Below are 15,331 nucleotides of genomic sequence, written 5' to 3' on the forward strand. Positions count from 1 at the left end.
GGGTGATTATGAATAAAGACTGGCCAACCAGAGCGAAAGACATGTACACAGCACAAGTCATTATGGAGGAGTATGCTAATAAAAATAAAAGCGAATCTCTCGGACTGTTTGAGTTGGTGGTCGATAAAGAGGAAAAACGTATGGATTTCCGCATTTCCGGCTGGGTCCGTACACTTGCCGAATATTTCAAATCTGTCTATGGTGCGACTCAGGGTGATGTGGTTACTCGTCGAGTCATCAGTCATTGTTTGATCAAAGATCATACTATTCATTAATCGTCATTGCGAGCCCGCATTCTCTATTCGAATCCCCGCGGCAGCGACCCATAGGTATCTACCTAGCTTCTACGTCCCTCGGCTTGTGTGTCCGAGGGATCCAGAAGACTCAGAGAAAAACACTGGACCCTGCGGACATAGCCGCAGGGAGTAGGGGTGATGTGTTGATACCTATGGGCTACGACCGCGGGGATTCGGACAGAGAAAATAGTTGTGTAGCTATGGGTCGCAGCCGCGGGGATTCGAATGGTCTAAGGGATTTGCCGCAGCCTATTTGATCCTTCTTCTACTATACTCAAAGTACAGCAGTTCATAGAGAAGTTCCATGAAAAAGCACCGTAAACACATCTCCAAACATTTACGTCATAAAAAACACCACCTCGATGATAATCAATTAGAGAAAATGTCCGGCGGCGTGGTTAACGATAAGGAATTAAGGCGGGCATTGTCCTCTAATTTTGAAAAAGTAAACGCCTTCAATAAACCATCTCCGTCACCAGCAGAGACCTTAACTTTAAAGGAAATCTCATCAAGAAGGGGAAGGAGTGAACCGATTAGAAGACCCAAAGATCTGGGTAAGCCCTAGGCTTTCCAATAATTAAATAACCCAGCTTGGTTCCCGAAGACGGGGTCACAGGCTGGCAATCCTACCCGGGCTATATTTTGATCAGCTCGGGGATGCTCTTCGGCCCTGCCATAGCAGACATCATAATCAAGGTCGAATGGATAAGAGCCTATGCATTTAAAATCGGGGGATGAGCCGGTATTTTTGTGAGCTACGCCCGCAGGAATTATGACCACATCGCCGCGGCTGACCTGATAAATTTTGCCATGATCACCGCCAAACTGCACATCGCAATAACCGCTATAAATCACCAATGTTTCATGAGTATTGCTATGGTAGTGATGGTAGTCGTAGACAGTATCCAGCCAGGAATTAATCCATTGATTTTGTTGGAGAAAAGCCTGTATCTCTTCCACGGAACGCCCATTTAAATCCAGAACATTCTTATAAATCAGCAGTGGGTAAACAGAATTGTTTGGAAAATAGCCATCTTGCAAAATGAGCGGATGCAATATTTCCCCTGCTGGTAAAGGAGCTAATTGACTCATCATGTCCTCCTTATACTTACTTGAAATCGCCAAAATACCTGTCGTAATCTTTTTTGAAGTCTTCACTGGCATGGTACTGGCTAATTGCAGTGTTGATTGCTTGCAGTAAATTAAGATTGTCTTTGTTTACTGCAATTCCATAGCCAAAGCCATAAGTCTCCTTTTGCCCCAGGACAACCAGGCTTCCTGAAGAGTGATTAGCCCAGTAAACAGCAGTGGCATTATCCAGTAAAGCCAAGTCAATTTCGTCATTTTGCAGGGCGACCAATATATCGTCCTCTGTATCATAGAGTTCAATTTTTGGATTTTTAATGCCCAGTGTTAGTACCAACTGAGGAAATAATGTGCCTTCTTCGACGCCAATTTTTTTATTAGACAAGAGATCCAGGCTAAAAGGCTGTTGGCTCAAAGCCTGTTTACTCATAAATCGAAATTGGCTCAGCATATAAGGGGCAGTGAAGTTAACCAGGCTAGCACGCTCAGGGGTAATCGTAATGGCTCCCACCGCTATTTCACTGGTTTTACCCTCAACCTCAGCCAAAAGAGAATGGAAATGAACGGGTTTATACTGACAGGTTCTGTTAATAATTTTACAAATGTGTTCCATCATTTCAACATCGAAACCATTAAAAACATTATTGCCTGCCCGCATCACAAAAGGGGGGGAGAAATTGTCCACTGCGACAACCAGGGGTTCTCCTTGAGCAAACGTTACATTTGAAAGTGATAGCAGGCATAATAGGAAATAACAAATAATTTTCATGGTTTTACCAGTTTATAGTTAGTTAATTAATATATAGTACTTTTTGGTTTATTATAAACCCCGGGACAGCAATTATGGCCAATATTCAAGTGTTTATTGATGCGCGATCCATGCTGGTGGAGAAATATTTCAGCCAGGTTGCCCCGTATTTAAAACAGGGGATAAGAACAATTCTGCTAGGCAGTGACTATGTGCTTCGCCATATTGAGCTTTTGCAGCGGCTGGTGAGCGAAGAGGATTGCCTGTCTTCTCTGTCAGCGCAGAAATACCGGGAAAATCTGGAAGCCTTACCGGACTCGCCTTTCCACCAGTTTAGTAAAGATATCCGTCAATATCGGCATTATTGCTTTCTTCGCTTGCAGTTAAGAGAGGCTGCCGGTCTCGCCGATACGATAGAGACAATGAGATCCTGGTCAGATTTTGCTGATGAAATTATCCGGCGGACATTGGCTTATTGTGAACAGGAAATCAGCCAGCGGCATGGGATCCCACTGGAGGAAAGCGGGGAGCGTGCGCAGCTTTTTGTGCTGGCCATGGGAAAGTTAGGGGGTAGGGAATTAAACTATTCATCCGACATTGATTTGATTCTTGCATATTCAAAAGACGGCTGGACCAATGGCGATGAGCCGATTAGCAATCAGCAATTTTTTATTAAAACAGCCCAGCGTTTTATCCTGTTATTGCAGCAAGTAACTGCTGACGGGTTTGTGTTTCGAGTGGATTTGAGGCTGAGGCCGAATGGTGACAGCGGGGCCCTGGTTATTAATCTGGCCACCATTGAAAATTATTATCAGGAGCAGGGAAGGGATTGGGAACGCTATGCAATGGTGAAGGCCAGGCCATTGGGCTTGTCGACTGCTGCAAACCAATGGTTTTACCAGCTGATTACCCCTTTCGTTTATCGCCGTTATGTCGATTTCAGTGTTATAGAATCACTGCGCAGCATGAAATCCATGATTATCAGAGAGGTCCAGCTTAATCCCCGCCTCAATGATATCAAACGAGGGTTTGGCGGTATCCGGGAAATTGAGTTCATTGTCCAAAATATACAGTTGATTCGCGGCGGAAGATTACCTCAGTTGCAAAAAACCAATTTGCTGGATGCCCTCGCAATAATAAAACAGGAAAAGCTGCTGACACGTGCGCAGGTGTTGCAGGAAGCTTATCTGTTTTATAGAAAGCTTGAAAATACTGTACAGGCTCTCAATGACCAGCAGATCCATGTCCTACCGGAGGATGAGCAAAGGCAGTATCAGGTAAGCCTGGTGATGGGCGATTCGGATTGGCCAGCGGTCTACCAGCGGCTTAAACAATACCAGCGTATTGTCAGCCATTTATTTAATTCCATGCTGGCCTATAAAAAAAGCAGCGGGCACCTGGAAGATAATTCAAGGCTTCTCGAACATCAGCTAGCCAGTGTATGGCAGGGGCATATTGAATCAGAGATGGCAACAAATTTGCTGGCTAGTATAAATTTCCAACACCCTGAACGCTGTTATCAGCTTATTCACTCTTTTCGGCATTCGCCAAGATGTCTGCGCTTAAGCCAGGCTGCCCGAATGATTCTGGACCGGTTCATGCCGCTGTTATTAAAAGAACTTGCAGATGTCCGCAATACGGAGGCGGTGCTGCTGCAGGTTATGCATCTTCTGGAAAATGTAGTGGGGCGAAGTGCTTATCTGGCTTTGCTGACCGAAAATCCTCAGACACTGATTGAACTATTGCACTGGTTTTCCCGCAGTCCTTTTATCAGTCAATTGCTGGTCGCGCATCCCTTCCTGCTGGAAACTTTACTTGAGCCAATGCCAGATTGGACACCTCCTTCCCGGATGCAATTACAACTGCTACTTGAAAAACGGATCACTCATTGTGAAGATCAGGAAGCAGAAGAAGAATGTTTGAGGCAATTTAAATTAAGCAACTGGCTACTGGCAGCCAGGGCGGAGCTGCATGGAAAGCTGAATGCAGTACGCGCCGGGCGTTTCCTGGCTGATTTAGCGGAACTGATAGTGATCCGCGTCATAGACATTGCATGGAGGCAGTTGGCTTTAAAATATCCTGTTATGGAAACGATTATTCAGGGGTTTGCAGTTCTTGCCTATGGTAAATTAGGCAGCCGCGAGATGAATTATAATTCTGATATCGATTTGGTATTTATTTATACCTCACATGCAGAACACAGCCCTCTAATCACGCGCCTTACCCAAAAAATTTTGCATATGTTAACCACACGTTTCCAATCAGGAATTTTATATCAGGTTGATACGCGTCTGCGCCCTTCCGGTTCTTCGGGATTATTGGTGAGCAGTTTGTCATCCTTTATCATTTATCAGCAGACAGAAGCCTGGACTTGGGAGCATCAAGCCCTGATCCGCTCACGTGTTTTACTGGGCAGCCCTCGTGTCAAGGCCATTTTTTCCCGTTTAAAGTCGTCCATTTATGCTGACAAGCGCAATGCCAGAGATGTGCTCAGTGAAGTGCTGTCCATGCGCGAGAAAATGCTTCGGTTTCAAATAGGGAATTCTATTAAGGAACTCCCGGGCGGGCTGGTAGATTTGGAATTTCTGGTACAATGCCTGGTTTTAATTCATGCACATAAAGGATACAGCCGTTTTACGCATACCTTAAGTCTTTTACGGCAGTTAATGAAGGATCAACATTTAAGCCAGAGGCAGTTCCTATGTCTGAAAGACGCTTATCAAAAATATCATCAGATATTACATCGAGGGCTTTTAGAAGAAGATTATCAGCCTGACTATCTGGCGCAACAGCAGCAGGTTTTTGAGGTTTGTGAGGAAATTTACAGGGAGATTGAAGGATCCTAGTGCGAATGGTGCGGTTATCCCCCATAGCTATCTGCACAAATGTTTTCCCCGTCCGAATCCTCGCGGCACCGACCGCGGGGGCCATGCCTGTTGGAGTCAGCATGGTCCTCAGACAAGTTTCAATGTTGCTAAAAAATAGGATTTAACAGGTAGTCATAAACAAGTGTTCTTAACTTTAAATTGGCTTTGTGTGGGTCCCGCGGCCTTCGCCGCGGGAATTCGAAAGTGTTCTCAAACAGTGACTTCCTGCGCAGGGAGTATTTTTCAAAGAGGCATTATTTCCAGGGAAGGCGTCCCCTCTTGAATTGAATGCATAGCTTGCTGCTTAATTCCTGGCTCCTGAGGGACAAAAAAACGTGAGTTTTGGGTCCGCATCGCTTTGCTTTGATACTGTCCCAACAAATCCAGCATAAACTTATCCTGTTTGCTGTAAGCAATATCGAAAGCAGTGCGGTTTAAAGAATCAACACTGGAAAGCTGCATCAGACTTTCTTCTAAAATACCCTCAACCGCTTCATAAGCTGATTCATAGACAGCCCGATGTATGGCAGCATAGTGATAATTTCCCACCGCGAATGGGATATGGGGAGGTTCATTTTGCAACAGTTCGCTGATAACCTCCTTTCCTTGATTACAGCAGATTGCCCAGTGAAGGGGGGATTGTATTAATGCAGGGTCCACCTGAATTGCCTGCTGCTGAAAAAATTGAATCCCAAAAGAGAAAATACTATCAATAACCTGCTGGCTGTTGGTTTCTCGAATGCAATGCAGCAGTGAACGTCCTGACTTTTCCTTATACCACAATACCGGGAATAGGCGTTCATAGATTGAACTGACAAGCATCTGCTCCTTTGCATAAATAAACATATCAATTACATCGTCAGGAAGATTTTGGTATTCCTGCGCAGCAATAACTGGGAATTGAGCGGTAAATGGCAGAAATGAGGCAGAACTTGCCTGCATCACTGACGCGCCGAAATGCTGAATTAGTTTAAAATGCCAGAATTCATTGTTTCGTAGGAGAGAATGATGTTCAGCATTCAAATAAGAGCATTTATATCGTGCTCTTAATCCATCCCTGTACACCAGCGTGACGTCTCTGGGATCAAACTTCAGCCCTGAAAAGTCAATGGGGCGGGTATCCGCCACTACTGTCTCAACTACTGGTTCCTGATCTGGCTTCGGGTCTTTGGGAGCCGGTGGAATTTTTTCAAACGCCTGCTTCTTTGGCAAGTTCTCAGGAGCTGCCGGGGCAGGGTGTTCCTCCATTATTTCTTCTTGCTTTGAGACAATTACCGGTTTTCGCAGGGCATTATGATATTCTGCAGAGCTGGTTTTAAGAGCATTCATTATTTTCTTTGCGAGTTTGTTTAATTGCTCAGACTTGATTGTCCTGGTCCATGCTATCTTGCATAGAACCTGCTGCTCGATGACTTCTACCTGGCCAGTAGTGAATAGCTGGCTTATATTGCGCACAATTGATGACTCAAACCAGGCTTTGCTTGCATAAAAGCGGCTAATTCGATCAACAGATTTGCTCGTTTTTACATGCCAGTAGCTATTAATTTCCGGGGGTTGTATCTTTAATCTGAAATAATCGCTTTCCCGCTGTACCTCACTGATAACCAGGTTTTGAGCTTCGCCAAAAAGCTGGGCAATTGCTTTTTTCCAGCTTGAAATTTGCTGCTCCTGGCTGGCAGGTTGGGAAGACTTGTCTTTTCCAGGTTTCGGCGGTGTTGGCTCAGTCAGTTTGGTTTCTGCCATTTTTTGGCTGATTTCTTCAATTTTATCTGGAAGCGGCGCTTCGGCTGCCTTCCTGGTTTCTGGAATATCTGTACTTATTTTAATGGCTGGCGGAGCGGATTTGATTGCTGGAACTTGAGCCCGTAGGGCTATTCCAACTGGGCTTACTCGAGGGCTGAAATGTTCCTCAAATGTTATTTTTAGCTTGCTCGGCAGCCAGTTGATTAAGCCTGGATTTAAAGTAAAAAAGCTTCGTCTATCAGGCCTGTTCATTAAATATTCAGCAGGGGATAAATTGTCAAGTTTTGAAAATTTTTGCAAAAAATAGTGTTTAGAAATTAGTGATACCAATCGAGGCTGCTTCTGGAAATAATTGAAATGTTCATCAAAAATAAGGAACAGGATAAACACCGGGAATTCGCCTCTAACCTTGTTTTCCCTGATTAAATTGTTCATCGCCCGGTCGGAGATAGCCTTCACTAGCTCTGGTTTCATCTCAAAGAGTGGAATGATCAGGGGATTTTTCAACAGGCAAGTCAAAGCGCTAACATCTGTTTTTTTGCCCGGGGCAATGTACAGATAGCTTTCCAGAAAGTCTTTTAGTGAGGTTGCAGTGTAATGCTCCAGGTAATGAATTAAATCATTTAGATTGTCCATATGCGTTTTGGATAGCTTGATAGTGCCAGCAAGATAGCTATATAAGCTGAAGTCCAGGACAAGCATTGAGCACATATGCTTTAGTTGAGAAATGAGGGCGGCAACAGAGTTAACCGCTTCACCATTGTCGAGCCGCTGTAATGCCTCTTTACGGCTATTAATTCCCTGGTTTACCCGGATAACTTCTGGCACAGCGAACTCTGGATCGGTGCTTAAAAGCTTTAAGAGTTCAGCATAAGATGAAACTGGATTATTTGCAGGGTTTGCAGTTTTTGGAGCGCTACTGCTGACACAATCCGCCGCTGGTTGCGGCCGCTTGACTTCTTTTTTGGGTGTTCCGGATGCTTCCGCAAGCGTTTTGTACGCTGTGAGCAGCACTATGCATTGTAGAACCGCCTGGGCTTCTTGCTTATCTTCGAGAGAGCCTCTCAGAGCATATAGTGCTTCGATGAAGTGAACCAGGTTATCATATTTCCTGGCGGAAGATTGGTTCGCCATTTCAAATATTTTTGATCGGGTTTTAGTACTGAAATGTTTACACAGGAAGCTACCGGATACGATTTGACGATTTAGACTAGTTTGCCAGGTATAAAAATGCATTTTAGCCTGCATTGTTAATTTTTGCTCTTCAATTTGCCGGGCTAATGGTTCATACTCAAAATCACTGGTCAAGCGCTCAATATCCCTTTCCGCTAAATTTAACTGTTCAGGCTCAGGGTTTTCATAGCGCGTAATTAATTCTTTTAAATCATCAAAAAGCATCATTAACTCGTTATTATTACTAAAAGCTAATCGTAGGACAATTAGATTAAAGCTAAGTGCAAAACCGCTTATTATATTGGATAAATATTAACTAAACCTTAAGTTGTTTTTTGGGAAAAAAGGATTCAAATAATAGTATTTAGAATCAAAATTCTGACATTTGCAATTATCTCTTCTTTCAAAGCCCTGCTCCTACAGGCGGGGTTTCATTTCTGCTTCTTCAGCTGTAAATTTTAAACCGAACTCAATATTCACTATACCCGTTCGCCCACAGTCAGGCATATATCGTTCCATATCAACTGCCAGATAATAAGGTCGTTGTTTATTCCAGGGATCAATAACCACTACAGTGAAAGGGAGCTTTTTACAATAGGCTATCAGGGCTTCCGCGGTTTTGGGAAAAGGGCTGGTATGCTCAAGATTCATCAGAAGGAGTGTATGTCCGCCGGGCTTGTTATCAATATCGACACGATAAATGCTATGCACGGGCGAAGCGGTATGATTGCTGAGCGCTTCCCGTGCCAGACTATAGAGGAAGACAAAGGCGCAGTTTGCCTGTTCAGAGCAATTGCCATAGACCTGGCTTCGCTTATGTGCATGATGATACTGTAGCCCGTGCCTTTGCGAAATGCAGTTTGTTCGAATTCAGGATATCCTATTTCTTCGCGTCTTGTTTTAAAGCGGTTAAATATTTGCCTGAGGTGTATATCATTAATGTTTGTACGACAGTGTTCAAGAATGCGCATACCGTCAAGAGACAGGGGCATATTGGCAGCCTTCATTCGGCGATCGACATACTCACAGGCTTCCTGAGCCAGGCGTAAATTATTAATCAACTGCTCAATCTCTTGAAAACCGGATTCCCAAACCTCTGCACTAAATTCAGGGCTGGCAAGTTGGTTTTGGAGGATATGCATCCTCTTTGTCAGCGAGGGTTCATCCAGCTTTAAATAATTAATGCGCTCGAGCATAAGACTGAGGCGTTGCAGGTAGATTTCTAGCATAATTTTTTAAATACAAAATGATAATGAATAATACATCATTAAGGGTTAAAGGTCACTTGGAAAGAATTATGCGGCAATTCAATGGAGGAGAGACTCATGGATTTCGCATTTTTATTTATTTTTGCCAGATGTTTTTCTTTCGCTGCTTTTAATGAAATGCCGCATACCATTTCAGCAATTTCCTCAGGTAGATAAAGTGTAGAATTTGTTAACCGTAATGTTTTATGATCAGTGTGGGCTAAACGATTAATTTCAACCAGATCGTCAATTAAAGTCAGAGCATCATTCTCATTGATTTCCGAAAAATTTTTGACGATCTCTTCAAAGTCAGTCTCGGTCTTCAAGCCCATTTTAGTCGCACAGTTCAGCAAGGTTTCTGCATGCATATAATACTTTGCAATTTTATTGATATAAAAACTTACCATTACCCTGAGCAAGGCGATGTCATAACGTTTGCTGCTCAAAGCACTGGCCTTTTCAGCCAGTTTAACAATGGAAAAATCATAAACCAATTGCTTCAAATCGTCATATGCATATAAGCCTTGGAATTTTCTGAATGGCTGCTCGTCCATAAAAGCTATATCGCTAATCTTTATTAATGCATTACATAAATTCGATAGTTCTTTTGATGTTAAGCAAGGATCAGTAATTGTTTGGTGAATTATTTCTTCTAGATCAGCCCTGGTTGGCTTGTCTGCTATTTTTATTACAGATTCTAGTAACTTTGGTGATTCATTGATGTAATAAACAAAGGGTTCCATGCAATCATATAGCTGGCTTTGCAGCAATTCGATATCAATATCGCCCTCTATTGCGTTACTATTTTCATTGCTGAAAAAAGCGGGATCTTTGTTTTTTCTACTTCGGATGCAGCTCATGTAATTACTCAGGAATTGGGCTATCGCTGTGTTTTTATGGTCAAGGGCATGATCCAAAGCGGTGTCTCCACAAACATCTTTATGCCCTATATTTATTTCGCTGACCAGTACTCTAACCACATCGATATTGCCAACCCTTGCAGCAAGATGCAGATAAGTTTCATTCTCTATCGATTCCAGTTGATAATTCTGCTGGTCAATATTTAAGTGTAATAACAATTTAACTGCGATCACATTATCAGTGCGTATTGCCCAGAAAAAAGGGTCGTATTTTTCTTTATAGAAGGCTGCATCATTGAGGTGGCTAACATTGATAGCTCGGCTTTCAGCGCAACTAAGCAGGAAAAAAGTCATATCATGGTCATGATTGGCAATTGCTACCGAGAGCCCCTTACGAAGGTCAATAATATTAAATAAACCCAATTCAAAAGCGGTTTTAATGACTCGTTTGGCACCTAAAGCGGCTGCAGTCATAATAAATGAGTCACCAGAGTAGCTTTTGCTGAAGGGATAATTTTTTCCAAAAATTGAGCGAAAAGATTTATTAGCCAATGCTTCGGCATCATCCTTGCTTGCTATCCAGGCAAGATAAATAGTGATTTTTTCCTTTATTAAACTGGGTCGGGTTACCTGCTCTGAAAAGTCCGAAAATGAGTATTCAAACAAATTTCTCAACTCATGGGCTTCTCTCTGAAGGGGAATCAGGTTTTCCAATATTTTGTTTTTCCAGCTTGGAATGCACAAAAGATACGATCGGCAGGTATCGAAAGTGTCCCGATGAATGCCAAAAAAGCGATCAAAAAAAGCGTTTAAATCATTATTCTGGCTTGCTGACAATAAGCTATCAAATTCTTTGCGGCGAGCTTCATTCGATAAAATTTCATAAGCATTCTGAATCGCATGAAAGGCTTCAGGATTGGCGGATTGATTTTTATCCGGGTGATGTTTCAATGCCAGCTTTCTGTATGCAATCCTGATGTCACGATCGGAAGATGAGGGTAAAACATTCAGGATTTGATAATAATTAGGCATACAGCGCTAAATAATTTACAAAGTGGTTATTATTAGTATAACTATTTTGGTGTAGATTGACAACGATCCAGTGTTACACAGGGCTGAGCCAATGGCTCTACAAGCTTTAATAAACATAATTTTGTTTACTTATCGACCAATTAATGATATTTTTGCGAATTTTATTGTTGACAAATTTATTATGAAACACTTGTCTTTTATAGTGGTAGGTGATGAAGGTTCAGGTAAAAGAAGCTTCGTAGACAGAGCTGCCCTTGATTTGTTTAATCCTTATGGCCACTTATTTCCGGGAGGCAAAGCTAAGACTTATTCCTATGGGAATGAAGAGATTATAGTTTTTTTTGAACCCAAACATGAAAATCAGCAAATTAGCAGGGCTGAAAAGGCAGATACTTTCTTCATCACTGTCGATTTATCAAATGCCAATTGGGTTAAGCGAGTTGAATTTCATATTGATCGGGTTTCACACACTCACCCTAAAAAGCCAATTGTTTTACTTGTCACTAAAGCAGATGAGCGCCCCTGTGATCATACTCTATTCCAACAGATAGTTAATAATCTGCGAGAACAGCAATACAATGTGTCCTATATTGAAACTTCAGCAAAAACGGGCTTAAACATACAAAAGGCAGTGGAGCTGGGGGTGGAAGTAGGGTTCCGGCAAGCAGAAGTTGAGCGACAATCTGCTGCACGCAGACACAATGTAGCGCAAAAACTGCTGAAAGATTTAGACCAATACACTTCGTTTTCTAATAAAGTAATCGCATATGGAAAGCTGATTTTTTCTTTTGGCCAATTTGGGTTAGCTGCAAAAAAACAAGCTTTGGCTGAACAAATTAAAAAAGAGACCTCTATTAATGTTGGGAAATATAAACAGGCGAATAAAGACCTCGTTAAGAGTGAATTTAATCGTTCATGGTTTTTTTCAAAACATTACACCCTTGCTAACTCAAAGAAAAATAATGATTCTGAGTTTGATTTAGGTGAATTGGGTCGAATTCTGGATAGGGCTAAAATATAGGCTTGAGCTCATCGCCGAGATACCGCGATTTTTGCATTAGCACCATTCGGCCTGAGGGGGAGCAAAGCGGCTCCTCTGGCCGAACGGATTGCAGGCATAATGCGTGGTGTGTAGGCTAGGCTTAACTGAGCCAATTAATTACTCTCCTCGATCACCTTCTTTCCAAAATGTCGTCTGATAATCACAAAGAATATTGGCACAAAAAAGATGGCCAGAAAGGTGGCGGTGAACATGCCGCCGACAACGCCAATCCCTACCGCATTTTGCGCCCCAGATCCCGCGCCTGTTCCCAGAGCCAGCGGCAATACGCCGAAAATGAAGGCCAGTGAAGTCATAAGAATGGGGCGTAAACGCATTCTGGTGGCTTCCAATGTGGCCTCAATCAGGGGCTTATGCTCTTTTTCAATCAGATCCTTTGCGAATTCAACGATAAGAATGGCGTTTTTGGCGGAAAGGCCCATGGTGGTTAGCAAGCCTACCTTAAAGTAAATGTCGTTATACATATTAAACAGTTTGGCAGCGATCAATGCACCAATGATCCCCAATGGAACGACAAGCATTACAGAAAAAGGAACCGACCAGCTTTCATAAAGCGCTGCCAGCGATAGAAATATAACCAAAAGCGAAATGGCATAAAGAGCTGGTGCCTGATTGCCAGAGAGTCTTTCCTGATAAGACATGCCTGTCCAGTCAAAACCAATGCCGGCCGGTAATTGTGAAGTTAATTTTTCCATTAACGCCATCGCAGTACCGGTACTCTTACCCTCTGCAGCTTCCCCTAAAATTTCCATGGAGGGTAACCCATTATAACGTTCAAGACGGGGAGAGCCTTTCACCCATTTTGAACTGGCAAAAGCCGAAAATGGAACCATTTGCCCATTGGCGGCGCGAACATACCATTCATTGATATCCTGGGGGAGCATACGGAAAGGGGCTGCTCCCTGAACGTATACTTTCTTGACGCGTCCTCTATCAATAAAGTTATTGACATACACGCTGCCCAGGGCGGCAGCAATAGTATTATTAATGTTTTCAATAGATACACCCAGGGTTTCTGCCTTTTCCTGGTCAATAATCAGTTTATATTGCGGGGTATCTTCCAATCCGTTCGGCCGTACTCTCACCAGAACATTCGGATGCTCGCCCACTAACTCCATTAACTTGTTCCGGGCTTCGGTCAATTTGTCATGCCCCAGGCCACCGCGGTCAATTAATTCAAAGTCAAATCCTGTTGCGGTGCCCAGCTCGATAATCGCTGGCAAATTAAATGGGAAAACCATACCGTCATTAATTATTTCTGCGAACTTCTGTCCTGCCCGATTAATAATCTCCTGGACAGAGTTTTCTTTTCCTTTGCGTTCTGCCCAGTCTTTTAAGGTGAGGAAGGCAATCCCGTTATTTTGTCCCTTGCCATTAAATCCAAATCCCACTACTGAGAAGACGGAGATAACATTGTTCTTTTCCTTGCTTGCAAAATACTGATAAATATCGTCAGCGACTTTTTGCGTGCGCTCCTGGGTCGCTCCCGCAGGTAACTGGATCATGGTCAGCAGCATTCCCTGATCTTCTTCTGGTAAAAAGGAGCTGGGCAAACGAAAGAATAGATACACCATGGAAATAATAATTATCAGATATATTAAAAGATAGCGGCCAGTATGCTTTAAAATTCTGGCGACTGAATTGTGATAGCCATTTGTTGCTGAGTGCAGAAAGCGGTTAAACCAGCTGAAAAGCCGCCTGTCATGGTGTTCTTCCGAGTAAGGCTTCAAAAGGCTTGCGCAAAGGGCGGGTGTTAAAATAAGTGCGATTAAAATTGAAAGTCCCATGGCAGAAACAATTGTAATCGAAAATTGACGGTAGATCGCGCCTGTTGATCCGCCAAAGAAAGCCATGGGGATGAAAACTGCTGAGAGTACCATTGCAATTCCAATCAAAGCGCCCTGGATCTGCTTCATGGAGCGGCGAGTCGCTTCTTTAGGCGGCAGGTTTTCTTCGGCCATCACCCGTTCAACGTTTTCGACTACCACAATGGCATCATCAACCAAAAGACCAATCGCTAATATCATGCCGAACATGGTAAGCGTATTAATCGACATACCGAAAAGGGAGAGAATGGCAAATGTACCTAATATCACTACCGGGATAGCAATGGTAGGGATCAGAGTGGCTCTCAGGTTTTGTAGAAACAGATACATTACCAAAAATACCAGTACGAACGCTTCGAAAAGGGTTTCAACGACTTTATGAATTGAAATCTTTACAAAAGGGGTCGTGTCATAGGGATAAACCACTTTTAATCCGGCGGGGAAATAAGGGGTCATCCGTTTTAATTCATTTTTAATAGCGTTGGCAGTATCGAGCGCATTAGCGCCGGTAGAAAGCCTCACGCCCAAGCCTGCGGCAGGACGGCCGTTATAACGCGCAATCATGTCATAATTTTCACCGCCCAACTCAACCTTTGCCACATCTTTCAAGCGTACCTGGGAACCATCAGGATTCACTTTCAGAAGAATTTTCTGAAACTCTTCAGGGGATTTTAATCGGGTTTGGGCAATAATGGACGCATTAAGCTGTTGATTAGGCAGGGCGGGGAGACCGCCCAATTGACCGGCCGCAATCTGATTATTTTGGGCGCGAATGGCTAAAATAACATCGGTAGGAGTTAACTGATAATTATTAAGTTTGTTCGGATCCATCCAGACCCGCATTGCGTATTGCGCACCGAATAATTCCACATTCCCTACGCCATTGATACGGCCAATGGGATCCTGCAGATAGGAGGCGAGATAATCCCCTAAATCATATTGATCCAAATTGTCATTATCAGAATATACCCCCACGACCAAAAGATAGCTGCTGCTGGCTTTTTGCACCACTATTCCTTGCTGCTGCACTTCAATGGGAAGTAAGGGTGTGGCGAGCTGGAGCTTATTTTGCACCTGCACCTGGGCGATATCCGGATCAGCCTTTGGATCAAAGGTCAGGGTGATGGTCATGCTGCCTGAAGAATCGCTCTGGGAGGTCATATAGAGCAAATTATCCAGGCCTGTCATGTTCTGCTCAATAATTTGGGTTACAGTATCCTGCATCGTTTGGGCATCTGCACCGGGATAGACGGTTTGTACTGAAATAGCAGGAGGGGCTACCGTCGGATATTGCGAAATAGGCAGCTGGATTATTGCAATGAGGCCGGCCACCATCAGCATGATGGCGATAACCCAGGCAAAGATAGGACGATTTATAAAAAAATCAGACATA

Annotated in this window: 11 protein-coding genes; 4 read left to right on the forward strand and 7 right to left on the reverse strand. The window is 43.3% G+C overall.

Annotation, left to right across the window (positions count from 1 at the left end):
- Window positions 1-8 precede the first annotated feature (8 nt).
- On the forward strand, window positions 9-275 hold the full coding sequence (locus DYH42_RS04070; protein ID WP_058524815.1) for a hypothetical protein: 267 nt from the start codon (window positions 9-11) through the stop codon (window positions 273-275).
- Between the two features lie 325 nt (window positions 276-600).
- Window positions 601-861: a hypothetical protein gene (locus DYH42_RS04075; protein ID WP_058524814.1), complete on the forward strand. Its 261-nt coding sequence runs from the start codon at window positions 601-603 to the stop codon at window positions 859-861.
- Here DYH42_RS04075 and DYH42_RS04080 read toward each other — a convergent pair.
- A complete protein-coding gene (locus DYH42_RS04080) occupies window positions 858-1,391 on the reverse strand; it encodes a cupin domain-containing protein (RefSeq protein ID WP_058524813.1) in 534 nt (177 codons plus the stop codon). The genes DYH42_RS04075 and DYH42_RS04080 overlap by 4 nt on opposite strands.
- Before the next feature lie 13 nt (window positions 1,392-1,404).
- Window positions 1,405-2,151, reverse strand: coding sequence for a transporter substrate-binding domain-containing protein (locus tag DYH42_RS04085; RefSeq protein ID WP_058524812.1), 747 nt, complete (start codon window positions 2,149-2,151; stop codon window positions 1,405-1,407).
- 74 nt (window positions 2,152-2,225) lie between these two features.
- On the opposite strand from DYH42_RS04085, the gene glnE reads away from it, so the two are divergent.
- Window positions 2,226-4,976 carry a bifunctional [glutamate--ammonia ligase]-adenylyl-L-tyrosine phosphorylase/[glutamate--ammonia-ligase] adenylyltransferase gene (gene glnE / locus DYH42_RS04090; protein ID WP_058524811.1) on the forward strand — a complete coding sequence of 917 codons (2,751 nt, stop codon included), beginning with the start codon at window positions 2,226-2,228 and terminating at the stop codon, window positions 4,974-4,976.
- Window positions 4,977-5,240: 264 nt separating this feature from the next.
- On the opposite strand, the gene DYH42_RS04095 is transcribed toward glnE, so the two are convergent.
- From DYH42_RS04095 to DYH42_RS04110, 4 genes are all read right to left on the reverse strand, one after another.
- Window positions 5,241-8,141 carry an ankyrin repeat domain-containing protein gene (locus DYH42_RS04095; RefSeq protein WP_131793015.1) on the reverse strand — a complete coding sequence of 967 codons (2,901 nt, stop codon included), beginning with the start codon at window positions 8,139-8,141 and terminating at the stop codon, window positions 5,241-5,243.
- A gap of 189 nt (window positions 8,142-8,330) precedes the next feature.
- A complete protein-coding gene (locus DYH42_RS04100; RefSeq protein WP_058524809.1) occupies window positions 8,331-8,564 on the reverse strand; it encodes a hypothetical protein in 234 nt (77 codons plus the stop codon).
- Window positions 8,564-9,142 carry a hypothetical protein gene (locus tag DYH42_RS04105; RefSeq protein ID WP_058524808.1) on the reverse strand — a complete coding sequence of 193 codons (579 nt, stop codon included), beginning with the start codon at window positions 9,140-9,142 and terminating at the stop codon, window positions 8,564-8,566. The genes DYH42_RS04100 and DYH42_RS04105 overlap by 1 nt, the downstream gene beginning before the upstream one ends.
- Before the next feature lie 38 nt (window positions 9,143-9,180).
- A complete protein-coding gene (locus DYH42_RS04110; protein ID WP_058524807.1) occupies window positions 9,181-11,052 on the reverse strand; it encodes a DnaJ domain-containing protein in 1,872 nt (623 codons plus the stop codon).
- Between the two features lie 91 nt (window positions 11,053-11,143).
- On the opposite strand from DYH42_RS04110, the gene DYH42_RS04115 reads away from it, so the two are divergent.
- A complete protein-coding gene (locus DYH42_RS04115) occupies window positions 11,144-12,073 on the forward strand; it encodes a GTPase domain-containing protein (protein ID WP_058524806.1) in 930 nt (309 codons plus the stop codon).
- 134 nt (window positions 12,074-12,207) lie between these two features.
- Here the strand turns inward: DYH42_RS04115 and DYH42_RS04120 are convergent, their stop codons facing one another.
- A complete protein-coding gene (locus DYH42_RS04120; protein WP_058524805.1) occupies window positions 12,208-15,330 on the reverse strand; it encodes an efflux RND transporter permease subunit in 3,123 nt (1,040 codons plus the stop codon).
- Between the last annotated feature and the right edge of the window lies 1 nt (window position 15,331).

The sequence above is a fragment of the Legionella birminghamensis genome (genome assembly GCF_900452515.1).
Classification (GTDB): Bacteria; Pseudomonadota; Gammaproteobacteria; order Legionellales; family Legionellaceae; genus Legionella_C; species Legionella_C birminghamensis.

What these genes read in the sequence shown, in the direction of transcription:
- DYH42_RS04120 (WP_058524805.1), bottom strand. Translation starts at nt 15,330, where the DNA reads ATGTCTGATTTTTTTATAAATCGTCCTATCTTTGCCTGGGTTATCGCC.
- DYH42_RS04075 (WP_058524814.1), top strand. Translation starts at nt 601, where the DNA reads ATGAAAAAGCACCGTAAACACATCTCCAAACATTTACGTCATAAAAAA.
- glnE (WP_058524811.1), top strand. Translation starts at nt 2,226, where the DNA reads ATGGCCAATATTCAAGTGTTTATTGATGCGCGATCCATGCTGGTGGAG.
- DYH42_RS04105 (WP_058524808.1), bottom strand. Translation starts at nt 9,142, where the DNA reads ATGCTAGAAATCTACCTGCAACGCCTCAGTCTTATGCTCGAGCGCATT.
- DYH42_RS04095 (WP_131793015.1), bottom strand. Translation starts at nt 8,141, where the DNA reads ATGATGCTTTTTGATGATTTAAAAGAATTAATTACGCGCTATGAAAAC.
- DYH42_RS04085 (WP_058524812.1), bottom strand. Translation starts at nt 2,151, where the DNA reads ATGAAAATTATTTGTTATTTCCTATTATGCCTGCTATCACTTTCAAAT.
- DYH42_RS04115 (WP_058524806.1), top strand. Translation starts at nt 11,144, where the DNA reads ATGGCTCTACAAGCTTTAATAAACATAATTTTGTTTACTTATCGACCA.
- DYH42_RS04110 (WP_058524807.1), bottom strand. Translation starts at nt 11,052, where the DNA reads ATGCCTAATTATTATCAAATCCTGAATGTTTTACCCTCATCTTCCGAT.
- DYH42_RS04100 (WP_058524809.1), bottom strand. Translation starts at nt 8,564, where the DNA reads ATGAATCTTGAGCATACCAGCCCTTTTCCCAAAACCGCGGAAGCCCTG.
- DYH42_RS04080 (WP_058524813.1), bottom strand. Translation starts at nt 1,391, where the DNA reads ATGATGAGTCAATTAGCTCCTTTACCAGCAGGGGAAATATTGCATCCG.
- DYH42_RS04070 (WP_058524815.1), top strand. Translation starts at nt 9, where the DNA reads ATGAATAAAGACTGGCCAACCAGAGCGAAAGACATGTACACAGCACAA.